23 protein-coding genes are annotated in these 24,224 nt (G+C 35.2%); 4 read left to right on the forward strand and 19 right to left on the reverse strand.

What is annotated here, in order from left to right; translation table 11 throughout:
• Window positions 1-68 precede the first annotated feature (68 nt).
• Complete coding sequence (sucC, locus tag LNP23_RS11290; RefSeq protein WP_047775398.1) at window positions 69-1,265, forward strand: ADP-forming succinate--CoA ligase subunit beta; 1,197 nt, start codon at window positions 69-71, stop codon at window positions 1,263-1,265.
• A 353-nt stretch (window positions 1,266-1,618) separates the two neighbouring features.
• Here sucC and LNP23_RS11295 read toward each other — a convergent pair whose 3' ends face one another.
• A complete protein-coding gene (locus LNP23_RS11295; RefSeq protein WP_230004963.1) occupies window positions 1,619-2,419 on the reverse strand; it encodes a DUF5694 domain-containing protein in 801 nt (266 codons plus the stop codon).
• 220 nt (window positions 2,420-2,639) lie between these two features.
• Here LNP23_RS11295 and LNP23_RS11300 point away from each other — a divergent pair, with 220 nt between their 5' ends.
• Together LNP23_RS11300 and LNP23_RS11305 are read left to right on the forward strand one after the other, a co-directional pair.
• Entirely contained in the window at window positions 2,640-3,428 is a 789-nt protein-coding gene (locus tag LNP23_RS11300; protein ID WP_230004964.1) for a sensor histidine kinase, read from the forward strand.
• A gap of 254 nt (window positions 3,429-3,682) precedes the next feature.
• Complete coding sequence (locus LNP23_RS11305; protein ID WP_230004965.1) at window positions 3,683-4,387, forward strand: LytR/AlgR family response regulator transcription factor; 705 nt, start codon at window positions 3,683-3,685, stop codon at window positions 4,385-4,387.
• Between the two features lie 82 nt (window positions 4,388-4,469).
• Here the strand turns inward: LNP23_RS11305 and LNP23_RS11310 are convergent, their stop codons facing one another.
• The 4 genes from LNP23_RS11310 to LNP23_RS11325 form a co-directional block, all read right to left on the reverse strand.
• The gene (locus LNP23_RS11310) at window positions 4,470-4,934 is read right to left on the reverse strand and encodes a DUF1456 family protein (RefSeq protein WP_230004966.1); all 465 of its coding nucleotides are present in this window, start codon (window positions 4,932-4,934) and stop codon (window positions 4,470-4,472) included.
• A 331-nt stretch (window positions 4,935-5,265) separates the two neighbouring features.
• A complete protein-coding gene (locus tag LNP23_RS11315; RefSeq protein ID WP_230004967.1) occupies window positions 5,266-6,303 on the reverse strand; it encodes an aminotransferase class I/II-fold pyridoxal phosphate-dependent enzyme in 1,038 nt (345 codons plus the stop codon).
• 149 nt (window positions 6,304-6,452) lie between these two features.
• A complete protein-coding gene (locus tag LNP23_RS11320) occupies window positions 6,453-7,466 on the reverse strand; it encodes a dipeptide epimerase (protein ID WP_230004968.1) in 1,014 nt (337 codons plus the stop codon).
• 13 nt (window positions 7,467-7,479) lie between these two features.
• Window positions 7,480-8,280 (reverse strand): alpha/beta hydrolase, encoded by an 801-nt coding sequence (locus tag LNP23_RS11325; protein WP_230004969.1) that lies wholly within the window; start codon window positions 8,278-8,280, stop codon window positions 7,480-7,482.
• A gap of 56 nt (window positions 8,281-8,336) precedes the next feature.
• On the opposite strand from LNP23_RS11325, the gene LNP23_RS11330 reads away from it, so the two are divergent.
• Window positions 8,337-8,738: a TerB family tellurite resistance protein gene (locus LNP23_RS11330; protein ID WP_047775411.1), complete on the forward strand. Its 402-nt coding sequence runs from the start codon at window positions 8,337-8,339 to the stop codon at window positions 8,736-8,738.
• Here the strand turns inward: LNP23_RS11330 and uvrB are convergent.
• From uvrB to trmD, 14 genes are all read right to left on the reverse strand, one after another.
• A complete protein-coding gene (gene uvrB / locus LNP23_RS11335) occupies window positions 8,735-10,726 on the reverse strand; it encodes an excinuclease ABC subunit UvrB (protein ID WP_230004970.1) in 1,992 nt (663 codons plus the stop codon). The two genes, LNP23_RS11330 and uvrB, sit on opposite strands and share 4 nt — an antisense overlap.
• An 82-nt stretch (window positions 10,727-10,808) precedes the next feature.
• Window positions 10,809-11,747, reverse strand: coding sequence for an alpha/beta fold hydrolase (locus tag LNP23_RS11340; protein ID WP_230004971.1), 939 nt, complete (start codon window positions 11,745-11,747; stop codon window positions 10,809-10,811).
• Window positions 11,748-11,848: 101 nt separating this feature from the next.
• Window positions 11,849-12,538: a DUF3800 domain-containing protein gene (locus LNP23_RS11345; protein WP_230004972.1), complete on the reverse strand. Its 690-nt coding sequence runs from the start codon at window positions 12,536-12,538 to the stop codon at window positions 11,849-11,851.
• A 182-nt stretch (window positions 12,539-12,720) separates the two neighbouring features.
• Window positions 12,721-13,671: a 23S rRNA (adenine(1618)-N(6))-methyltransferase RlmF gene (gene rlmF / locus LNP23_RS11350; RefSeq protein ID WP_230004973.1), complete on the reverse strand. Its 951-nt coding sequence runs from the start codon at window positions 13,669-13,671 to the stop codon at window positions 12,721-12,723.
• Between the two features lie 299 nt (window positions 13,672-13,970).
• Entirely contained in the window at window positions 13,971-14,633 is a 663-nt protein-coding gene (locus LNP23_RS11355) for a thiamine diphosphokinase (protein ID WP_230004974.1), read from the reverse strand.
• Window positions 14,634-14,698: 65 nt separating this feature from the next.
• On the reverse strand, window positions 14,699-15,157 hold the full coding sequence (locus LNP23_RS11360; protein WP_230004975.1) for a RidA family protein: 459 nt from the start codon (window positions 15,155-15,157) through the stop codon (window positions 14,699-14,701).
• Window positions 15,158-15,261: 104 nt separating this feature from the next.
• The gene (locus tag LNP23_RS11365) at window positions 15,262-15,714 is read right to left on the reverse strand and encodes a DinB family protein (RefSeq protein WP_230004976.1); all 453 of its coding nucleotides are present in this window, start codon (window positions 15,712-15,714) and stop codon (window positions 15,262-15,264) included.
• Window positions 15,715-15,719: 5 nt separating this feature from the next.
• Complete coding sequence (locus LNP23_RS11370; RefSeq protein WP_047775426.1) at window positions 15,720-16,202, reverse strand: GyrI-like domain-containing protein; 483 nt, start codon at window positions 16,200-16,202, stop codon at window positions 15,720-15,722.
• 11 nt (window positions 16,203-16,213) lie between these two features.
• Window positions 16,214-17,035 carry a DUF4249 domain-containing protein gene (locus LNP23_RS11375; protein WP_230004977.1) on the reverse strand — a complete coding sequence of 274 codons (822 nt, stop codon included), beginning with the start codon at window positions 17,033-17,035 and terminating at the stop codon, window positions 16,214-16,216.
• Between the two features lie 37 nt (window positions 17,036-17,072).
• Window positions 17,073-19,454 carry a TonB-dependent receptor gene (locus LNP23_RS11380; protein WP_230004978.1) on the reverse strand — a complete coding sequence of 794 codons (2,382 nt, stop codon included), beginning with the start codon at window positions 19,452-19,454 and terminating at the stop codon, window positions 17,073-17,075.
• 132 nt (window positions 19,455-19,586) lie between these two features.
• A complete protein-coding gene (locus LNP23_RS11385) occupies window positions 19,587-21,812 on the reverse strand; it encodes an NADP-dependent isocitrate dehydrogenase (RefSeq protein WP_230004979.1) in 2,226 nt (741 codons plus the stop codon).
• A gap of 277 nt (window positions 21,813-22,089) precedes the next feature.
• The gene (rplS, locus tag LNP23_RS11390) at window positions 22,090-22,440 is read right to left on the reverse strand and encodes a 50S ribosomal protein L19 (protein ID WP_047775758.1); all 351 of its coding nucleotides are present in this window, start codon (window positions 22,438-22,440) and stop codon (window positions 22,090-22,092) included.
• Between the two features lie 249 nt (window positions 22,441-22,689).
• The gene (locus LNP23_RS11395; RefSeq protein ID WP_230004980.1) at window positions 22,690-23,061 is read right to left on the reverse strand and encodes a hypothetical protein; all 372 of its coding nucleotides are present in this window, start codon (window positions 23,059-23,061) and stop codon (window positions 22,690-22,692) included.
• Between the two features lie 256 nt (window positions 23,062-23,317).
• On the reverse strand, window positions 23,318-23,998 hold the full coding sequence (trmD, locus tag LNP23_RS11400; RefSeq protein ID WP_230004981.1) for a tRNA (guanosine(37)-N1)-methyltransferase TrmD: 681 nt from the start codon (window positions 23,996-23,998) through the stop codon (window positions 23,318-23,320).
• Window positions 23,999-24,224: the final 226 nt, after the last annotated feature.

Below are 24,224 nucleotides of genomic sequence, written 5' to 3' on the forward strand. Positions count from 1 at the left end.
GTTGAATTTTGCTATTTTTGTCGCACTTTTATTCTGAAATAAATTCAGAACCAGACAAATTCTATATTATGAACATACACGAATATCAAGGAAAAGAAATTTTAGCGAGTTACGGAGTACGCATTCAACGCGGAATTGTGGCTAACAATGCAGTTGAAGCTGTAGCTGCTGCAAAACAATTAACTGCCGAAACTGGTACAGGATGGCACGTGATTAAAGCGCAAATTCACGCAGGTGGCCGTGGAAAAGGTGGTGGAGTGAAACTAGCTAAGAACTTACAACAAGTTGAAGAGATTGCAGAACAAATTATCGGAATGCAATTGATTACACCTCAAACTTCTGCTGAAGGTAAAAAAGTAAACAAAATTTTAGTAGCAGAAGATGTATACTATCCTGGTGAAAGTGAAACGTCTGAATTTTATGTTTCTGTTTTATTAAATAGAGCTACAGGTCGTAACATGATTATGTATTCTACTGAAGGTGGAATGGATATTGAAGAAGTTGCTGAGCACACACCTCACTTAATCTTTACTGAAGAAGTTGATCCTAATGTTGGATTGCAAGGTTTTCAAGCAAGAAGAATTGCCTTTAATTTAGGTCTTTCAGGAAATGCTTTTAAAGAAATGATTAAATTCATCGATGCTTTATACAATGCTTACATTGGTTCTGATGCTTCTATGTTTGAAATCAACCCGGTTTTAAAAACATCTGACAACAAAATTATGGCTGTTGATGCTAAAGTAAATATCGATGATAATGCTTTATACAGACAACCTAAATATGCTGAAATGCGTGATATCCGTGAGGAGAATCCAATTGAAGTAGAAGCTAAAGAAGTAGGTTTAAATTACGTAGATCTTGACGGTACAGTTGGATGTATGGTAAACGGAGCTGGTCTTGCAATGGCAACTATGGATTTAATTAAATACGCTGGATTTGAGCCTGCTAACTTCTTAGACGTTGGTGGAACTGCAGATGCAAAACGTGTTGAAACTGCTTTCCGTATTATCTTAAAAGATCCAAACGTAAAAGCAATTTTGATCAATATTTTTGGTGGAATCGTTCGTTGTGACCGTGTGGCGCAAGGAGTTGTTGACGCTTACAAAAATATGGGTGATGCTATCAATGTGCCAATTATCGTTCGTTTGCAAGGAACAAATGCTGAAATTGCAAAAGAATTAATTGACAATTCAGGTATGCCAATCTTATCAGCTGTTCAATTCCAAGAAGCTGCTGACCAAGTTAAAGCTGCATTATCTAAATAATACAATATCGTGCGTTGTAGAGATGCACAGTAGTGCATCTCTACGGCAACAATATCGATAAAAATAGAAAAACCATTCGTTCTGCGAATGGTTTTTTTATGTTATATATGTAGGTTGAGATGCACAGCAGTGCATCTCCACGGCAACAATATCGATAAAAACAGGAAAACCATTCGTTCTGCGAATGGTTTTTTTTATGTTATATATGTAGGTTGAGATGCACTGCTGTGCATCTCTACGATAAAAACGCAAGGCCCACAAAGCCATGATGATTGATATAGCCTTGCGAACCTTGCGTTCAAAATAAAAATAAAACCCTTGCGCACTTTGCGGTTAAAAGCCCCCGCTGTCTGTTATTTCAGAATCGTAGCCAGTTCTACAATTTCAAAATTAGGGTCGTATTTTATAAACTCGCGAATCATAGCAGTATGTCCCGCTCCAAGTAAGACCATTATCTTATCATCTTTACTTTCTGTTAGTTTTTGAATTAAGGAATACATATAAAGATTTCTTTTATACCATTCAGAAACCAAAAAGGCACCTACGAAATTATCGTTTTTCCCGGCCCTGTTTGCGGTGCCAAGATACCATTCCACATTTTCTTTGTTTGATTGGTTTGAATTATAGTCTATTAAAAGTTCCGTTAGATTATATTTTTTCATTTTTTCGTTTTGCGATTGCTCGAAAATTTTCATTTCCTCGTCATTGCTTTTTAATAAATCCAGTTGATTGGCTTCTTTCATACCTTTGGTTAAACTATCGTAAGGAAAACGAGTTTGATTATAATCAATGGCAAATAATTTTTTATGACCTAGTTTTTTAGCTGCTCTTAAGGCTAGTTGTACTCTTTCATCCGCTTTTTTATGAAGTAAACTATCCGTATTTCGAGCATAGAATTTATCCAGTTTGTCCTGTTTTTGGTAACCCCATTCGACGAAAATTTTATCCGGACCAAATTCTTTAATTTTATTAGTGATGTTTTCTAATTCCTTTTGACTTTTTTCGCTCATTACATCGAAAGTATTGATTTTAGCTACATCAAGACCCGGGTTTTCAAAATGAAAGGTTCCGATTAATAAGATTTGTTTCTTTTTTGGTTGAGCCGTAATAAGATTCAATGAAAGAAAAATGGCTAATAAAATGATTTTTTGCATGATGGTTTGGTTTAAATTCGATGCAAAAGTAGACGGGAAGTACAGCCAGTTTTTTAATTTTTGATGAACACGTTATTCTGAATTACGAACTAGTCGAATTGAGGTCACAAAAAAGTCATATAACGTTTTTAGAGGTTCGTCATTAGAAATGGCAGTTTCATATAAATAATAGCTTCGTTAAAAGGTATAATTGTATTTTTGGAACTATTAAAAAGTTGTTATGAAACTAAAAGTCCCTTTCTATTATCATATTATTTTGTTTTTGGGTTTGTTTGTTACTTTTTACCTCTGGGGTATTGGTGTCGGCAAGAAATACGAAACTTTTATATTCGATAAGATGCTTTTCTTATTCTCGTTCAGTCACTTGCTGGCTGTTTTTGCTATTTACACTTTAAATTTCTATATTTTTTGTCCTTGGCTTTTAAATAAAAAAAGATTCTTTTTTTATTTGTTGACCATTCCGGTTTCCTTGCTTCTTTTTTCGGGAGTTCGATATGTGTTTGAGGAAATAATTATTTTTGAAATTACCGGGATTCATAATTATGTAGAAGAATCAAGAGAAGTAGGGTTTTACATCAGAGACAATTTTTTCTTTGGTTCACCGGCAGTGATTTTAAGTTTTTTTAGTTATTTGTTCTGGCAGTTTCAGGAGACACAGAAACAAAACCAAGAATTGCTTTTGGAAAACAAAAAAGCCGAATTTCAAATACTGAAATCCCAAATTAGTCCGCATTTTTTGTTTAATACGCTAAATTCGTTTTACAGCCAGCTAATCGGGAAAGATGACGAAATGGCTTCAGATGTTTTGGTGTTGTCGGATTTGCTTCGTTATGTTATCACAGAGACGGATAAAGAAGAAGTTTTGCTTTCAAAAGAAGTGCAGTTCATTAAAAATTACATTCATTTACAGCAAAAAAGATTTGAAGATCAGTTGTATTTGATATTCTCTGTCAACGGTGATTATACAATTGAGAAGATTCTGCCATCCGTTTTAATTCATTTTATTTAAAATGTTTTCAAACATGGAAAATTAAATGATCTCAAGAAAAGCGCGATAATTTCGATTGAAATAAAAGAAGATTTTTTAGAAATTGAAACCTTTAATTATAGCATTGAAGGAGAAAATTACTATTCTACAGGAATTGGATTTGACAATCTGATGAAACGTTTGGAATATGCTTATAAAGACAAATTTATACTCGAAAAAACAGTAAATAATGATACCTTTAAAGTGTATCTGAAAATCCCTTTAAAAAAATAGTTATGGCTTTTAAGTGTATAATTGTTGATGATGAACCGCCTGCAACACGAATTCTTAAAAATTATGTGGAGAAAGTTTCTTTTTTGGAAGAAGTAGGAATTTTCAATGACTCTTTAAAAGCATTAGAATTTCTGAATTCCAATAAAGTGGATGTTATTTTTCTGGATATTCAAATGCCTCAACTCACAGGATTACAGCTTTCCAAAATTATTTCTAAAGAGGTAAAAGTGATTTTTACAACCGCATATCCTGATTTTGCATTAGAAGGTTTTGAATTGAATGCTGTAGATTATTTACTGAAACCAATCGCTTTTGAACGTTTTTATCAAGCCGTTTCAAAACTCAATGCTGAGGTTAAAACAGAAATTGTACCTAATAGTCAGAAGGAATTTATATTTGTAAAAACAGATGGAAAAAATAAGTTCCAAAAAGTGCTTTTGAACGATATGCTGTATGTCGAAAGTTTGCAGAATTACGTTTGTATTCATACTTCAAAGGAGCAGATTATTACCCATTCATCTTTAAAAAATGTAGTGGAATCACTGCCCGGAAATGACTTTATTCAAATTCATAAATCCTATGTCGTAGCTTTAAAACACATTGAATCTACCGATAGTTTTTCGGTTTTCATGAATGGTAAAGAACTACCAATTGGAGCGACTTTTAAAGAGGCTTTTTTTGAGAAAATAGAAGAAAACAAAATATAAAAAAAATCCATTCGCAATGAATGGATTTTTTTTGAAATCATCTGTAAAACGCAAAAAGAAACACATTTCACAGCTCACAAACCTAAGAATTTTTATTCTTCCCGTTTTTGTAAATTACTTTCTCTACCACCTGTACTTTAGGAGCAGTTTTGGTATTGTTTTTCTTGAAAGGCTTTTTAGCAGCTCCGGTTTTTGAAGGTTTTTGATCACCTCTCGCTCTTTCACTGTCTTTCGGGGCAGCCTTAAATTCAGGTCTGTCTTTAGTATTTTCTTTCTTTGGAATTTCAGCTTTATGTTTCGCTAAAACGTCGTTTGGATTTTTCGGATTTTCTTTCGTTCCTCTTAAATGAATTACTAACCCGTTTAAGAAGTTACGCAAAACCTGATCACCACATTCCATGTAATTCTCATGATCTTCGGCTCTAAAAAAAGCACCTAATTCTGATTTTGAAATTCTAAAATCTACTAATTCTAAAATCTCAACTATTTGGTCATCACGCAGCATTAAAGCTACACGAAGTTTTTTTAGGATATCGTTGTTCGTCATCGTTTAATTTTTTACAAAGGTACGTTTTAAAAACAATCAGATTGCAATTTATTGAATTGGGCTTATGATTTTTTGACACGAATTGCACAAATTACACGAATTATCACGAATTAAATTTTAAGCGCAACGCAATTAGTGAAAATTAGTGTAATTCGTGTTAGATTTTTTTACTTTGAATCTGAATTGTAGTCGTTTAAAACGTTAATTATTTGATCTGCGCTATTGAATTAGACTTATTATTTTTTTGCCACAAATTACACGAATTAGCACGAATTAAATTTTAGCGCAAAGCAATTAGTGAAAATTAGTGCAATTCGTGTCAAACTCTTTTTTACTTTGAATAAGAGTTATAGTCATTTAAAACATTAATTATCCGGTCTAAGTCTGATCTCAAATGATTCGCTGTAATCACAATGCGATTGATATCTTTGGCGTTTTCCTGATATTTGAAATTGGCAATAATAATTTTATTTTCCTTAAGTATTTCCGTTATCCTGTCAATTTCGATGTATAATAAAGGATAGGTTTTGTTGAACTTTATCGTTTCGTTTTTAAGGAGTTTGGAATCAATATAACTCAGATTGTCTAAAAGTTTTTCATGCTGACTTTGATAAATTGCAGCAGCTTCCGCTAGCGTTTGTACGAAAGCAGGATTCATTCCGGCGGCTGAAATAAAAGTGTCCAGTTTTTTTATTTGATTGATGAATGCTAAATCACTCGCAATAACTCCTCCCGTCAAACCAAAAGCCTTTCCTAAAGAAGAAACCAAAATTTTGCGTTTAATCGGAAGTTGTATTTCAGAGTAAATTCCCGAGCCATTTTTACCTAAAATGCCGAGAGAATGTGATTCGTCGACAACCAAAGTAATGGCTTTATGATTTGGAATTTCTTTTAAAATCGATAAATCAATCGCTTTTGTTTGATAAGAAGGAACTGCATCCGTAAGAATCGTAATGCGTTCCGGCGTTGCATCTACTAATCTCGGATTGATTTTAGCATCAATAAAAACAGGAAGGCTGTTATGGGCTTTAATTGCAGGGTGCGCATCCGGGAAATGAAAATAACAATCCGTTTCTTTATTCAATTCATCGATTACAATTTTTCCGGCCAGCATTCCCGAAGAGACTGTTACGGCAGCTTTAGCTTTAATATGTTTCGCCAAAAAAAGTTCACCGTTATCATAAGCGGTGAGTTTAACGTTTGCATTTCTGGAACTTCCGTAAGTAGTTCCCCATTTCAGAATGTTTTTAATTACCAAGTCCTGAAAAGATTTATGAACAGATAAACCGAGATAAGCTGTTCCGCCAAAATACAAATACGATTCTTGGTCTATCTCAATAATTCGATCCGGAAATTGATTGACTTTCATTGAACTTTATATTTTTAGTTGATTTCTTGGGCGATTTAGTGAAAAATAATATACTTCTTTCGAACATACAGCTATGTGTCTTCCAAACAAGTGAAACGCCTTTTTATAAATTCATAAAAGCTATGTGTCTATGTGTTAAATTATTCTGTTTAACGAATTAATTTTACACCTGTTCCATTGAGTTCAGAATATTGAATAACACCCTCTTTTATAGTTACTCCGGTGGCGATATCTTGTGCCAAAAGCAATGCGCCATCCATGTCAACATAATCCAGTTGCGGCAATAAATGAGCAATGGCCGAAATTCCCACTGTAGATTCGGTCATGCAGCCTACCATTGTTTTTAGGCCTAGTTTCTTGGCTTCTTCAATCATACGTTTGCCCGGAGTTAGTCCGCCGCATTTTACTAATTTGACATTTACTCCGTGAAAATGATGGTGACATTTTGCTACATCTTCTTCAAGGATACAGCTTTCATCAGCAATTACAGGCAAGGCTGAGTGTTTGAAAATCTCTCGGTGGCCCTCCCAATTATCGGCTTTTATGGGCTGCTCGAGAAATTCAACACCTAAATTTTTTAATTCGATCGAATTATTGATGGTTTCGTCAACGTCCCAATCGCAGTTGGCATCGATTCTGAAAATGGCATCGGTATGTTTTCTAAGTTCTTTTACGATGGCAATATCTTCTTTGGTTCCCAGCTTAATTTTATAAATTGGCCATGGAAGTTCTTGCATTTTGGCGACCATTTTTTCGATAGAAGCAATCCCGATTGTGTAATCTGTCATTGGGTTTTTGTCGATAGAATAGCCCCATAAGTCATACAGTTTTTTGCCTTTTTTACGGGCATATAAATCCGTATAAGCCAAATCTAAAGCACATAAGGCAAACATATCCTGTTTTAGATAAGGATATATTTTTGCCCAAAATACTTCGGGAGTTTCGTTTTCTGTGGCTTCGATAACAGCTCTTATTTTTTCTAAATCCGCTATCATTACAGGAACTGTCGTTTTGTAATACGGATTCGAAGTTGCTTCTCCAAAACCCGAAAAACCATCACTTTTTAGTTCGACAATCAACGAAGGTTGAATATCAATTGATTCTCTGGAGATGGTAAAGGTGTGTTTTAGTTTTAGGTCGTATGCTCTTAAAATCAATTCCATATGCTGTGTTTTTTTAATTCAACCATAAAAAAGCGGTCACAAAATTATCCCGCCAGAGTTTTTCATTATGCTGGCCGCCTTTCACAATTTTTGATCGTGTAAGATGCAGACAGTAGCAACGGTTTTTGTCCAGCAACCGCTCCATTTTAGTCATATCTTTTACCATATCTTCATCTTCGTTGTCACCGCATAAAAAGTAAAATTTGGTCTTTATTTTAGGTGCTTTTTCTGTTAAAGTGTAAATGTCGTTCGAAAACCAAAAGGAAGGTGAAAAAACGCCTACTTTCCCAAACACCTTCGGATATTGGAATGCCGCATAATACGAAACCAATCCACCAAGGGAGCTTCCCATAATAGTGGTGTTTTTAGCATCGGGCTTGGTTCTGTACTCTTTATCTATATATGGTTTTAGGGTTTTAACGATAAATTCAAGGTAATTATCGGCATTTCCGCCTCCATACTTTTCATTTTTATAAGGCGTTAGCTCGTCTGTTCGTTTGTCATTTCCATGTTCAATTCCAATAACAATCACTTGGGCTTTTAGGCTGTCCAGTTTTTCGTCGACATTCCATTCTCCTGCGTAGGAAGTTTTGGAGTCAAACAAATTTTGAGCATCATGCATGTAGAGTACCGGATATTTTTTCTTTATTGAAGTGGAATAATTTTCAGGTAAGTAAATCCATATTTTTTTGGTGGTTTTTAGCTGAGGAGCTTCAATCGTGAAAGTCGAAACATTTTTTGATGCCGTGCTTTCTTGCGCATTACTGCTAGAGATTGTCCCAAGGAAAATGAAAAAGAAGAATAGCCGAATCATGTGTTTTTTTGTGTTTTAGATTTAAAAACAATAATTTAGCTAAAAATAATAAATTGATGAATACCGAAGAACAAAAGAGAAGTTTACTTTTAGAAATGATTGCGTTCTCAACAGTTGATGGTCAGTTGCACAAACGCGAATTGGAGTTTTTGTGGCTGGTAGCGCAGGAATTGAATATCGATAAAAAAGAATTTCAGGATTTATTTCATCAGGAAACTTCACCGTTAGCCATAAAATCGGAGTTTCAGCGTATTCAGCAATTTTACAGGTTGGCTTTGATTATGCATTGTGATGGCGTTTTACACGAAAAGGAAGCATCAGCAATACAGCAGATCGCAATTGAGATGGGTTTGAATCCAATTGCAACAAAACGAATTTTAGATCTGATGCAAAAAGCACCAAACGCTTTGATTGATCCTAAAGTGTTGCTAAAAGTTTTTCAGGAACAACACAATTAAGGCAATTGTTCCTGTAGTTTTTTGATATCGTCACGCAATTTGGCTGCTTGTAAAAAGTCCAGATCTTTGGCTGCTTTTTCCATTGATTTTCGTTTCTCGCGAATCATTTTTTCTAAATCAGCCTTAGACATATAAGCCGTATTAGGTTCTGCTGCAGTAGTCAGAGTATGCCCCAATTCATATTCCACCAACGGATTTTTAGTAAAGGCACTTTCGATTTTTTTCTTTAAGGCCTGTGGTATAATATTGTTTTCAGTATTAAAATTGATCTGTTTGGTTCTTCGATAGTTGGTTTCGTCAATTGTTTTTTGCATACTGGCAGTGATTTTATCCGCATACATAATGGCTTTACCATTTAGATTTCTTGCCGCACGACCAATAGTTTGTGTCAACGATCTGTGGCTTCGCAGAAATCCTTCTTTATCAGCGTCAAGGATGGCAACCAGGGAGACTTCAGGTAAATCCAATCCTTCACGAAGTAAGTTGACTCCAATTAAAACATCAAAAATACCTTTTCGCAAATCCTGCATGATTTCGATTCGCTCTAAAGTGTCAACATCGGAGTGAATGTAGCGACAACGAATATTCACTTTGGTTAAATATTTGGCCAATTCTTCGGCCATTCTTTTGGTTAAAGTAGTGACCAGAACTCTTTCGTCTAATTCACAACGCACCTGAATTTCTTCGATTAAATCATCGATTTGATTCAAACTTGGACGAATTTCTATAATAGGATCCAACAATCCTGTCGGACGAATAACTTGTTCTACATAAACACCATCACATTTTTGTAACTCATAATCGGCGGGAGTTGCAGAAACATAAATGACTTGATTTTGCATGGCTTCAAATTCTTCGAATTTCAAAGGTCTGTTGTCCATTGCAGCTGGTAAACGGAAACCGTATTCTACCAAATTTTCTTTACGGCTTCTGTCGCCTCCGTACATGGCATGAACTTGCGAGACCGTTACGTGACTTTCGTCCACTACCATCAGATAGTCGTCTGGAAAATAATCCAGTAAGCAGAAAGGTCTTGTTCCGGCATCTCTTCCGTCAAGGTAACGCGAGTAATTCTCAATTCCGGAGCAATAACCCAATTCCCGAATCATTTCTAAGTCAAAATTGGTACGTTCTTCTAAACGTTTTGCTTCCAGATGTTTTCCGATTTCCTTAAAATAATCGACTTGTTTTACTAAATCTTGTTGAATTTCCCAGATAGCACCTTGTAAAACATCCGGAGAAGTCACAAACATGTTGGCGGGATAAATCGTCAGTTTATTGAATTTCTCTATTACTTGAGAAGTCTTGGCATCAAAAGATTCTATTTCTTCGATTTCGTCTCCGAAAAAGTGAATTCTAAAAGCATCATCGGCATAACTCGGATAAACTTCAACAGTGTCACCTTTGATTCTGAAAGTTCCGGGTGTAAAATCGGCTTCAGTTCGGGCGTATAAACTCTGAACCAAACTATGCAATAATTTGGTACGGGAAATAACCTGATCTTTTTCTATTGCAATTACGTTTTTTTGGAATTCAACCGGATTTCCGATACCGTATAAACAAGAAACGGATGCCACAACCAAAATATCTCGTCGACCTGAAAGTAGGGAAGAGGTAGTGCTCAAACGCATTTTTTCCAGTTCTTCATTGATAGATAAATCTTTTTCGATGAAAACTCCGGTTACGGGCATAAAAGCTTCGGGTTGGTAATAGTCGTAATAAGAAACGAAATATTCAACCGCATTATCAGGGAAAAACTGCTTGAATTCGGAATACAACTGGGCTGCCAAAGTTTTGTTATGCGCTAAAACCAAAGTAGGTCTTTGCACTTCCTGAATAACATTGGCTACAGTAAACGTTTTTCCTGAACCTGTAACTCCTAATAAAGTTTGATATTTTTCGCCATCAACAACTCCTTGTGTGAGTTTTTGAATGGCTTGCGGCTGATCGCCTTTTGGACTATAATCTGAGGAAACTTGAAACTCCATTTTTGTCTGATGAAAATTTTAGTGTTGTAAAGATACAAAGTTTGAATGCTATAAGAGAGTCACTTGAAATTAAAAATTTAAGCTATTTCAAAAAATCAATAATAGCCTCATTTACAACTTTAGGCTGATCAGTACTTAAGAAATGTCCGGCATCTTTGATGATTTTAGTCTTGCTATTAACTAAATGTTTCTGTGCACGTTTTAAACTTTCATCAGAATTGATAACGTCATGATCTCCAATTAAAACTAAAACTGGATTTTGAATCGACTTCAATTCGTCATCCGAAAAAGGTCGCATATTGAGCATATTTGAATTCGATTTGGCATATTTATTCGCCAGATAAAATTGTCTTTTATAAGCAGGATTTATGTTTTCGGGATGTGTAGCAAAGGCGTTTAGTGTTTTAGTGAATCTTTTTTCATTGGGGAACAGCTTAAGCAGTAAGGCAGAAGTCGTTTTTCTCATTTTATCAATAGATTTAAACGTTTGTGCAGGACTTAATAAAACTATTTTGTCAATTGAATTTTCTTTTTGAGTAGCTAATAATGTCGCCGTCCAGCCCCCACGTGAAGCGGCGACAATATCGAAGTTTTTTAATTTATAATAAGTGAAAATCTGATTGTACCAAACCACGATCTCTTCTGATGAAAGTGCTTTTGTTGTTAAAGTTGATTTGCCGGGTTCCATCAGAAAGTCGATGGCATAGACACGATGTGTTTTTGCTAAAACTTTTATATTTGGATACCACATGGTAGAACTGGCATCCATGCCGTGTAGCAAAACCAAATCTTTTCCATTTTTGGGTCCGGCTATTATAACATGAGCAATTCCAAAATCAGTTTGAATATTTTCTTCCGTATACGGAACATCCCAAAGTTTTAAAGCTTTGTCGTAGGAGTTGATGTAAGCACTCTTTTCCGTTTTTGTTTGAAAAATATAATCATCAAATTTTACTTTTTTGGAAGAAGCACAGCCGACCAATAAAAATAATAACGCAAATTGTAGAGATAGTTTTAGCATAATGAAAAATTCAATATCCTATAAAGTTACGCTGATGGAATGGATTATCGTATTAGAATTTTATTTTAAACTATCATAATTATAAGGTTTTAGGAGTACAATTATACTTTTTTATACTTTGTGTGTTTTAGTTCAAAAAAGAGTTTTTTCTCTAAAAATCGTTCTTTGGGAAAATTTATTAATTGCTCATATGAACTGGATTCATTATCCTCATGTTTACGCCAAATAAAATTAGCGTACCAATCTGCAAACCAAATCATTTTATTCTTGCTGCTTTCTAAAAATTCACATGTGATATTTATATTATGGCCTTGTCCCCAAATTTCTGTTTTTATATAATCCGGAAAACTTTCACCCTGACTGACTTTTATAGTTCTTCGATCCAATATAATTTCAATATTGTTATGCTGAATAATTTCGGGTTTTAATAATAATCCAAGAACATAGTTGTAAAATATGTTTTTATCTTTTTGTAGTGATTCGTATATGTTTGTTTTATTTACGGTAATCGAAATTATTTTAAATGAAGAGCTTTTGTTGATTACTTTGGCAGTTAATTGAGAAGTGATATAAGAGGAGTGTTCAGGGATAAAATTGGCTCCTTTTTTTTCGATGTTAGGTGTTAAGTTGTATTTTTTATAAATACCATTGATGAAACGCGAAATATATTTTTCCTCATTAGCAGAAATAATAATTCCGGTAATTGTAATGTACTTACTTGAACCTCCATGTCTATTTGGTTTATCAAGAGTCCATCCCAAATCACCACTTTCATCTATGTATATTTTCATCTGTATAAAAAAAAGGGCCTAAGCCCTTTTAGATATTTTTGTTAAAAAATAGTCCCTGTGAACGATGTATTAATAATACATTTATGGTAGATGTTTCACCGCCACGTTTGAACAGGTATTACCTATTTGAATACAAAGATATAATAAAAATCAAAGCAAAAGTTATTTTGTAAGAATTTTATTTATATTTTCCAGTTTTTCCTTTGTTCCTCAGTCAAAAAAGTCCATGCTATAATACGACTTGTTTTTTGGCCTTGAGCCATATCTATTGTTTTTATAGCAGCAGCATTTACCTTATTTAAAGTTCTGTAAATACTGGAAAGATTGTCTCTTTTAGAAACCAAAGTAGTAAACCATAAACACTGCATTGGATATTTGGCACTCTCATAAATCATCTGTGTGACAAAACCTATTTCGCCGCCATCGCACCATAATTCTGCATTTTGACCTCCAAAGTTTAAAACAGGATTTGTTTTCTTTTTTTCTTTCGGATTTAGATTTGAAACTTTTCTAACGGTGCTTTGATTGGCATCTTCGGCAGAAGCATGAAAAGGAGGATTGCAAATGGTGAATGTAAAACGATCTTCCGGTGTGACGATGTTTTTGAATATAAATCTGGATTCCGTTTGTTGCTGTAAACTTATCGCGTCAATAAGTTTTGGATTGGCTTCGATAATTTTACTGCAGTTTTGAATTGCTTTTAGGTCAATGTCGGTACCCACAAAACTCCAATCGTAAATAGCGTTCCCTAATATCGGATAGATGCAATTTGCTCCCGTTCCGATATCCAGACCTAAAACAGAATTTCCTTCAGGAATGATTCCGTTATTCGTTTCTGCTAATAAATCAGCCAGATAGTGAATATAATCGGTACGTCCCGGAATTGGAGGACAAAGATAATCAGAAGGAATGTCCCAATTCTGAATGTCGTAGTAGGTTTGTAATAATGCTTTATTAAGCGCTTTTACAGCCTTTGGATCACTGAAATCAATAGTTTCTACTCCGTGAACATTTACGGCCACGTACTTTTTTAATTCCGGACAATTGGTAATAAGAAGTTCGAAATCGTATCGGGAGCGATGCAGATTTCTAGGATGTAAGTTGTTTTTTTCGGAATTGTCTATTGCTTTCATTTTGTGAATTTGGGTGCAAAGATAGTCATTCCTTTTTTGTGAAGATGCTCTTATGAAAAGGATTGTCTTTACGTTGCGATTAAAAAATTAAAGACGAGACTCGCAAAGATTTTTTCAAGCACGCAGATTTAGCAGATTAGGCTGATCTATTTACCTCATATAAAAAATCTGTGCAATCTGCTAAATCTGCGTGAAAAAAAACTAGGCCTAAATTAAAAAGGAGTCATAATGTTATAATTAAACTTTGCGAGCCTTGCGGTAATTAGCACAGTAACATAAGCAATGCAATTTAAAGGAAATTAATCCATACATTCCATTAGCAATAAATCACCGTCGGAATGTGTAATCGTAACCAACCCGTCTTTTGCAACAGAATTGCTGCTGCCGGTTCTGTAACCAATTGTAAGTGTATCGTTTTCTAATGGATATTTCAGATTAGTGGAGAAAATACTATTTACAACTCCAATCGGAATTAATGAAATGGGTGTTTTGGCCGTATACCATTTTTCAAATTTATTCGGAAGCAGAAATATCTTAGAATGATCGTCGAGAATGACGATTTTAAGCAAATTTCGATAGCGAACAATATTGGTTAAGTTGGTTATCGTATGATCGGCACGTTTTCCGGTGGCCCAAACAACATTAGCAGCAGGGATTTTTCGATCAATTAAATAGTCAAAAGCTTTTTCTAAATCGGTTTTGTTTTGATCGGGGGTGTGTACAATCTCAATCGGATATTGAGTGGTTTTGTAAATTTCAGGATCAAAACCACGATCAAAATCGCCTAAAAGGACATCGACTTTTATGCCTAATTCAATCACTCTTTCGATGGCAGAATCCAGGACGATTACCAATGGAGACCATTCGAGCAGTTGTCCTAATAATTCCGGATGGCAAGCTGCTCCGTTAGCAATGATTAAAGCCGGTTCCTGGTCGTCGCGTACGATATGGTGTGAAGACATTTAGCGTTTTGATTTGAAATGTGCTGCAAATGTACGAAAGTTATAGGCTTTGACTGGGTACCAATTTATTTTATTGGTTGGAAAGCAACGGCATCTACTTCAATTAACATTCCGTCAATTGCCAGTTTGGTGACGGGAATTAGGGTACTGGCAGGAAAGGGTTTGTTTTTCCATGTTTGGCGAATTTCTTCTTCCCATATTTTTAATTTTTCTGAAGAATGATCGACGATCAGAAGGGTCACTTTCATGACATTTTCCGGTTTTAAATGGTAACTGTCCAGAACCGTTGTGAGATTTTTCAAGGCAATTTGAACTTGCTCTCTGAAATCGGAACTCAAATGATGTTCCTTGCCTAGACCGCCACTTTGCCCCGAAATGTAAACGAGTTTGCCATTTGCTTTTACGGAAGAGGCATGACTGAAACCATAAGGTGTTGGGTCAAATAGGGATTCAGGATTTTTGAAAGTTTGTGCTTTAGCAGATAAGCCCCAAATAAATAATAAGATTGAAAGTAAATGTTTCATGTTTTAAAAATTAGAATTGTGAAGGACAAAGGTTACTTAATTCTAATTTTTAAAACATTTACATAGGTTGAGGGTTTAGATTTTTTTTTCGAAATCCTGTTTTTTTATTTCGCTGTATCCAGCAATCTTCTGTGGTAATTAATTTGCCCCAGATGATACGCTAAATGCGTCGCAAGATGCACCAGAAAAAAGTCCGTTGTCATTTCTTTTTCAAAAACAATTAGCGGGTAAATGGTTTCTAAATCAGCTTCGTCGAGTGTGTCAAGAGTTTGATTTACTACAGCTAAGGTGTCGTTAATTTTTTGAACCAATACGGTTCTTGGTACGTCTTTTTGCGAAAATTCTAACTCCCGATTTCTAATGTAATCGGTTTTGCCAATTTGTGCACCGATAAAATGATTGATGTTTCCAATAAGATGCAAACAAAGATTTCCACCTGAATTTAGAATGTTTTTATCGATGACCCAAATTTTAGATTCATCCTGATACGATTCAATTTCGAGTTTCAATTTAGTAAGATCCCGTTCAAAAAGTGATTGTAGTGTTTTGATTGACATGATTTCTAAATTTTATTTTTTATTGGAATCCAGATTTCTTCTTCCGAATTCGGATCGTCTTTTTTATACTTTTCTCCCATTATGGCAAAATGCGGGCGATCGTCAACCGTGTAAGTCGAGTTTGGTAACCACTCTACAAATATAGAATGATAGGTTTTATGGGCTTTTGTATTTTCTCCTTCATGAATAAAAACAGCATATAGTCCGGAAGGAATGACGAGATCTTCCATTCCTGACGGTATTTCACTGAAATTAGAAACTTCAACCGCTGCCCATTTTTCAAAATCATTTTTGGGGTCAAATTCATTAAAATAACCGACGGGGAAAACTTCCAACGAATACAAATCAGTTCCAATTTTGTTTTTTATTTCTTTGTGATGCGGCATGAAAGACGACCACAACTGAAAGGTTTTATTGTCCAGGAAAGACATGGCAATGTATTTTCCGATGAGTTTCTTTTCTGCTGCAATTTCAATTCTGGCTTCCATTTGTCGGGGTGTTATTCGATAGTATATTTTTTTGAATCCGTTTCGGTAAGAGAAAAGTAACCCAAAGGATAATTCGGTTTATCGGTTGTATTAATGATGTTTCCTTTTACTGTTGCAGGAGGAGCTTGAAAAGGGCCTCCGCTATTATTGCCGGCAATACTCACTAAAATATTCATATAATTATAGTACGATTTTGAGATTCCGTAATGGACAATTTCTACTTGATCTCCGGGTTTTAATTCATCATCATCCGAGCTGCTGAAAATTTCATTTCCTTGGTAAAATTTATCTTCAGAAGCATAAAAGGTAGACGTTACTTTGCTGGAATAGGTGTATTTAAATAGATAATAATTTTCTGCGTCGCCAGGATCTGTATAAAAAGCTTTTACTTCAATATCTTTTCGGGTAATACCGCCTTCGTTGTTTTGTTCCAGTCGAGTGATCGGAGCTACCGATTTTAAAATCTCACTTGCCGTATACGTATTTCCGCCACTAACTACTGTCAAAGTATAATTTTCCTCAATTTCAGGTTTAAAAGTGGTACAAACATATTGACCTTTTTTAGGACTTTCTATAAAATTGAATTGTTCATTTTTGCTATTTTTTATAGACACAACAGCACCCGAAACCGTTGGAATTACATTTTGAAAATAACCCGTTGTAGTGGTTAGTTTTATAATTTGTTGATTCCCGGGGGTTCCTTTTTGCCAGGTTATGGCAGCTTCAATTACTAATTTTGGAGGTGCAGTATCCAATTCTACATCAACAACTTCTTCACAGCTTGTGAAGAAAAGGGATATAAAAAATACGATTAAATAACTTGCTTTTTTCATGGTTTATCTTTTGTTTTTCTTTGGAAGAAAATAATTTTTAAAATTTGAAATTGTAACTTACTGCCGGTACCATCCCAAAAATGGAGGTTTTCACAGCTTCGTTTGCACCGGTGTCTACATTTTGACGGAAGTTAATAGAAGCCGCATTTTGGCGATTATATAGGTTGTAAATACTAAAAACCCATTCTCCCTTCCAGTTTCTGTCTTTGTTTTTTCTTGGTGTCAATGTTGCCGAGATATCCAAGTGATGGTAAGCTGGTAGACGATTTTCATTTCTCAATCCGTAGCTTGGTACCGTTATTCCTAAATATTCGTATTGCGCATTCGGATAGGTAACAGGCTGTCCGGACTGTAAAGTAAAGTTAGCACCAAAAGACCATTTTTCGTTTAAATTATAAGCCGATGTAACCGCTAAATTATGTGTTTTATCATAAACAGAGTTGTACCAGCGACCATCGTTTATTCCGGTTTCTTCTGGAGTTCTTCCCGGTGTTTGTTGTTCTGATTTGGAGAGGGTATAAGAAACCCATCCGTTAAATTTACCCTCATTTTTTTTAAGCATTAGTTCTAGACCATACGATCTCATACGTCCGTTTAGAATGACCTGTTCAATAGCATCATTGGCAATCAGATCTGCACCATCGATATAGTCTAAACGGTTTTGAACTTTTTTATAATATGCTTCCACTTCAAGCGAGTAAGCTCCGTTGTTGATGTTTCTAAAATAACCCAAGGCAACCTGATCGGCGATTTGAGGTTTGATGTAATTGTCACTAGGCATCCAGACGTCAAGCGGAGTGGGTGATGAGGTATTCGAAATCAATTGAAGGTATTGCGCCATTCTGTTGTAACTGGCTTTTAAGGCCTCATCATCGTTTAATTGATAAGAAATTGCGAATCTCGGCTCCAGATTATCGTAACTCTGAATAACCTTATTTTTGCCATAAAACTTCGTTGAGATTGGAGTTCCTTTTTTATAAATCTGCGTATTAGAGTCAAAAATAACCGGACTATCGTTGTCATAATAATTAATAGTAGATTCGCCTAAACGATAAAATAAGCTGTAACGCAATCCGTAAGAAACCGTAATTCTTTTTGAAAACTGACTTTCGGCATCGATATAAACCGCAGGTTCAAAAGCATATTTTTTATCTAATTGATCAGGATTAATCCCTGAAGTAGTTCCGGTCGGTTTGATCGTTCCGGGATTAAATCCGTAGTAGATTCCGTTTATACCATAATTCAATTTGAACTTGTCTGAAATATAATGTTTGAAATCGTATTTGATGTTGTAGTTTTTAATTCCGGAATCCCATTTGAAACCTACCAAATCTAAATCAAGACCGTAGTAATAATCACTGTAAATTAAAGATAAATTGGAGAATACTTTACTGGAAAACAGATGATTCCAACGAAGATTTAAAGTTGTATTTCCGTAAGTATTCGAGAAGCTTTTATTAATGCTAAAAACATCTCGACCAAAATACCCTGATAAATACAAACTGTTGTTGTCATTTAATTTATAACTCAATTTAGTATTCAAATCATAAAAATAGGCAGAATTGTCTTTTTGGTCTTCGGATAATTTTAAAAACAGATGGGCGTAAGAGGCTCTTCCTCCAATCAAAAAAGAACCTTTGTCCTTTACCAGCGGACCTTCTGCCAGCAATCTGCTTGAGATTAATCCGATTCCGCCATTCATATGAAAACCTTTGCTGCTTCCGTCTTTTTGGTAAATATCGAGGACAGAGGAGGCTCTTCCGCCGTATCGTGCCGGAATTCCGCCTTTGTATAGTTTTAAATCTTTAATAGCATCGGGATTGAAAACCGAAAAGAATCCAAATACGTGCGAAGAGTTAAATATAGTGGCTTCATCTAACAAAATTAAATTCTGATCTGCTCCACCGCCTCTGACATTAAATCCCGAAGCGCCTTCACCGGCATTGGTAACACCCGGAAGCAACAAAATCGATTTCAAAACATCGACTTCACCCATAACAACCGGCATCTTTTTGATGGTTGAAATCGAAAGTTTATTGGTGCTCATTTCAGGCGATTTGATGTTGATCTTACCTTTGTTATCCGTAATTACAACTTCTTGAAGTTCTTCACCACCTTCCTGTAGCGAAAAATTAGTTTTAGTGTTTTGATTTAAGTCAATTGTTTTTTGAATGGTTTGATAGCCCACATAACTGATTTCGATTTCGTGTTTACCGGAGGGAATAGTTAAGGAATAAAAACCGTATTCATTTGTTGTAGTTCCGATTTTTAAGGAAGGAATATAAATGTTTACCCCGATTAAGGTTTCATTATTTTTAAAGTCATTTATGGTACCGCTTAATGTGAATTTTTCTTGAGAAAATGAAGTGAGAGCCGTTAGAACAAGAAGAATAAAAAGGTTAATTTTTTTTGGAATCATTGTCGTGGTTTTGATATACATAGTTAACAATTCTTATTAAAATATAGTGTCGAACGATTGTTAAATATGAGTTAATAAAAAAAGACAACCGTTTGAGGTTGTCTTCTTTAATAGCAATATAATAAAAACTGCTTATGATTTTATTTCAGCAAGAATTGCATTGAATGTAGCGCTCGGACGCATTACTTTGCTTACTAATTCAGGAGTTGGCTGATAGTATCCGCCCAGTGTTTGAGGTTTCCCCTGAGCACTGATTAACTCTGCATCAATTTTAGCTTCGTTTGCTTCAAATTGAGCTGCAATTGGAGTGAAAATTGCTTTTAATTCAGCATCTTTATTTTGAGCAGCTAATGCCTGTGCCCAATAGAAAGCAAGGTAAAAATGAGAACCACGGTTGTCAATTTGACCTACTTTACGTGCCGGAGATTTATCATTTGCCAAGAATTTGTCGTTGGCCTGATCTAAAGTTTCAGATAAAACAAGCGCCTTAGAATTGTCTAAAGTCTGACCTAAGTGCTCTAATGAAGCTCCAAGTGCTAAAAACTCTCCTAATGAATCCCAACGTAAATAACCTTCTTCTGTAAATTGCTCAACGTGTTTAGGAGCAGAACCACCTGCACCGGTTTCGAACAATCCTCCACCGTTCATTAACGGAACGATAGAAAGCATTTTAGCAGAAGTTCCTAATTCTAAAATTGGGAATAAGTCCGTTAAGTAATCACGTAAAACGTTTCCTGTTACAGAGATTGTATCCAATCCTTTGATGATTCTGTCTAAAGTAAATTCTGTAGCAGCAACCGGATTTAAAATACGGATGTCTAAGTTTACAGTATTGTAGTCTTTAAGATATTTTTGAACTTTTACGATCAATTCTCTGTCATGCGCTCTGTTTTCGTCTAACCAGAAAACAGCCGGAGTATCAGATAAACGAGCTCTGTTTACCGCTAGTTTAACCCAGTCCTGAATTGGAGCGTCTTTAGCCTGACACATTCTGAAAATGTCATTTGCTTCAACACTTTGTTCCATCAAAACAGTTCCGTTTTTATCAACTACACGAACAACACCTTCTTCTTTCATTTGAAAAGTTTTATCGTGAGATCCGTATTCTTCTGCTTTTTGAGCCATTAAACCTACGTTAGGAACACTTCCCATTGTTTTAGGATCAAAAGCACCATGTTTTTTACAGAAATCAATAGTTGCAGTATAAATTCCGGCATAAGAGCGATCCGGGATAATAGCGATAGTATCTTGTTGTTTTCCTTCTTTATTGTACATCTGTCCTGAAGTACGGATCATTGCCGGCATAGAAGCATCAACAATAACGTCAGAAGGAACATGCAGGTTGGTAATTCCTTTATCAGAATTTACCATTGCTAATGCAGGACCGTTAGCGATCGCAGCGTCAATAGCAGCTTCTACTTCAGCTTGCTCAGGTCTTCCTGCAATTTTAGCATAAATATCACCCAAACCATTTCTGGTGTCGATGTTTAATTCATTGAATAAAGTTTCGTATTTTTTGAAAAGATCAGCAAAATAAACTTCAACGATAGCGCCAAAGATAATTGGATCTGAAACTTTCATCATTGTCGCTTTTAAGTGAACAGAAAGTAAAACACCTTCTTTTTTTGCCTCTGTGATAGTTTCAGCAACAAAACTTTTTAAAGCATTTAAGTGTAATACAGAACTGTCAATAATCTCACCTGCTTTTAATGGAGTGCTGGCTTTAAGAACTGTAGTTGATCCATCTTTAGCAACAAATTCGATTTTTACATCATTTGCTTCCGTTACAGTAAGTGATTTTTCGCTTCCGTAGAAATCACCATTTGGCATAGAAGCTACTTTGGTTTTAGAATCAGCAGACCACGCACCCATGGAATGAGGATTTGATTTTGCGAAGTTTTTTACCGCTCTTGGCGCTCTACGGTCAGAGTTTCCTTCACGTAAAACAGGATTTACAGCAGAACCTAAAACTTTAGCATACTTAGCTTTGATTTCTTTTTCAGCATCGTTTTGAGGCTCTTCCGGATAATTTGGAATGTTATAACCGTGTGACTGCAATTCAGTAATAGCCGCTTTTAATTGCGGTACTGAAGCAGAAACGTTTGGTAATTTGATAATATTGGCTTCCGGTTGTGTTGCCAATTGACCAAGTTCAGCCAAAGCATCAACCGTTTTTTGAGCATCTGTCAAAACCTCAGGAAAATTAGATAAAATTCTGCCTGCTAACGAAATGTCTCTTGTTTCAATTGCAATACCAGCCGTTGCGGTAAACGCTTGAACAATAGGTAAAAAAGAGTAAGTCGCCAACAATGGCGCCTCATCAGTTAAGGTGTAAAAAATTTTTGAATTTTGTGTCATTTTCTTTTTTTTTATAATCGTATTACCGCGAAATGGTAATTAAAAGGTATAGTCGGCTCAAAATGAGCGGAGCAAATATAATAAAAACACTCCGAAAACGGTTGCGTTTTAAGGAGAATTAAACAAATTATCAGATTGTTATTTCGAAGTCTTTAAATTATCAAATTGATCGTTTTGATATTAAAAAATTACGGTTTTATTAATTTAAAAAGAAGGCATAAAAAAAACCCGTTTCAAATAATATGAAACGGATTTTTTATGACAAAAAGATAAATGATTATCTTCTTTTATCTCTAATCTTAGCTTTTTTACCAGTAAGTTGTCTGAAGTAGAAAATTCTAGCTCTACGTACAGCTCCTTTTTTGTTGATTTCAATTTTTTGTAAAGCTGGTAAGTTTACTGGGAAGATACGCTCAACTCCAATAGCTCCTGACATTTTACGAATAGTAAAAGTTTCTGTGTTACCAGAACCTCTTCTTTGAATAACAACTCCTTTAAAAAACTGAGTTCTTGTTTTTTCACCCTCTTTAATTTCGTAGAAAACTGTAATAGTGTCTCCAGCTCCGAAAACAGGGAAATCTTTTTTAGCAACTAATTCGGTTTGAACGAATTTCATTAAATCTGCCATGATAATTTTAATTATGGTTTTTTTATAGAGTAACATTCACGGATCTCGCCAGAGGTTAGTCTAATTCGGCTGCAAAAATACAACTTTAGTTTTAATTTGCAACTTTTTTATTGTCTGTAATTTTAAGTGTTTTTCAGAAGTAAGATTCTGACTGTCAGTTGCTAATTTTGGTTTTCGTACTGAGACTGAGAACTGAGACTGTAAACTAGTTCTCAAACGTTTCGACCAAAGAAATTTTCTGATTGATAATTACAGAACGAGCTTGGCTAATTTAACTTTTCGTTTCAGTTGTTTGATGTTTTTATCTGTTTTTTTCTTCACATCGGTGTATTTGTCAGCTCCTAATGAAGAAGATAAGCTTTTATCTCTTTTGTCAAACAAACCATCTATTTTACTGTCCCGGTCTGCTTGTGGCAGTTTCTTTTTGTCGAGGTCAAATAATCCGGTAACAAGGTCATTATTGGCTTTGTCAAAACTGCTTTTTTGTTTGGCGTCTAAAGAAATTCCTTCTGTTTTACCTAATTCAGAGGTTAAGGACTTTTTGTTTAAAGCCTGTGCAATACCCGCAGACGAAATTAGAAACACAAGGCAAAAAGTAAGTTTTAGTAGCGCATTTTTCATAGTTCTATTTTTTAAATTGTTGAAATTCAATCTTATAAATGTATGAAAAAAGCTAAAAACGTACAAGTAATTATTTTGAAGTTTTTTAGTCTGGGTGCTTAGTAATAATTTAGTGTCAGGCTGAGCGAAGCGCTTCGACTTCGCTCAGCGTGACATTTGTATTTTTTTAGTTTTAATTCCTGTTTTTTTATCCTGAAGGTTGAGACTGAGACTGCAAACTGAGACTAGGATTGAGACTGCAAACTGAGACTACAACCTACTGCTCCTCTAACAAATCCGGACGCCTGTTCTTAGTATGCTCATACGCCATATCCTCACGCCATTTATCAATTTTGGCAAAATGTCCGCTGGTTAAAACATCCGGGACTTTCCATCCTTTATAATCTGCGGGACGGGTATAGATCGGACCCGAAAGTAAATTGTCCTGAAAACTGTCTGTTAATGCAGAGGTTTCGTCACTCAAAACACCCGGAATTAATCGGATCAAAGCATCGGATAAAACCAAAGCACCTAATTCTCCACCCGATAAAACATAATCACCAATCGAGATTTCTCTTGTAATAAAATGATCGCGAACCCTTTGATCAACCCCTTTATAGTGACCGCATAAAATGATGATATTTTCATACATCGACATGGTATTGGCCATTTTTTGGTTTAAAGTTTCACCATCCGGAGACATATAGATGATGTCATCGTATTCACGTTCGCTTTTCAAATGTGTGATGCAGGCATCAATAGGTTGAACCGTCATCACCATTCCGGCACCACCGCCAAACGGATAATCGTCGACACTTTTTTGTTTGTTTGTCGTATAATCACGCAAATTATGAAAATGTACTTCGACCAAACCTTTGTCAATAGCACGTTTCATAATGGAAGCCTCAAACGGACTTCTTAATAATTCCGGCAAAATCGTTATAATATCAATTCGCATTTCTTTTCTTCAATAGTTCTGTGCGGCAAAGATACAAAGTAAAAAGTAGCGAAATTTTAAAGATTTAAAAATTGAAGATTTATGGTTGAAATAAAATAGCCAAACATTTAATGACATAAAGATTTATCGGATGTTTTTTAGTATTTTTAATTTAAATAGGAAGAAGTTGGTCGGACTTAAAATAATCCTTTTAGTATGAAAAATGTAGCGCTGCTTTTCAGTATGA

Source organism: Flavobacterium cupriresistens, assembly GCF_020911925.1.
Taxonomy (GTDB): Bacteria; Bacteroidota; Bacteroidia; order Flavobacteriales; family Flavobacteriaceae; genus Flavobacterium; species Flavobacterium cupriresistens.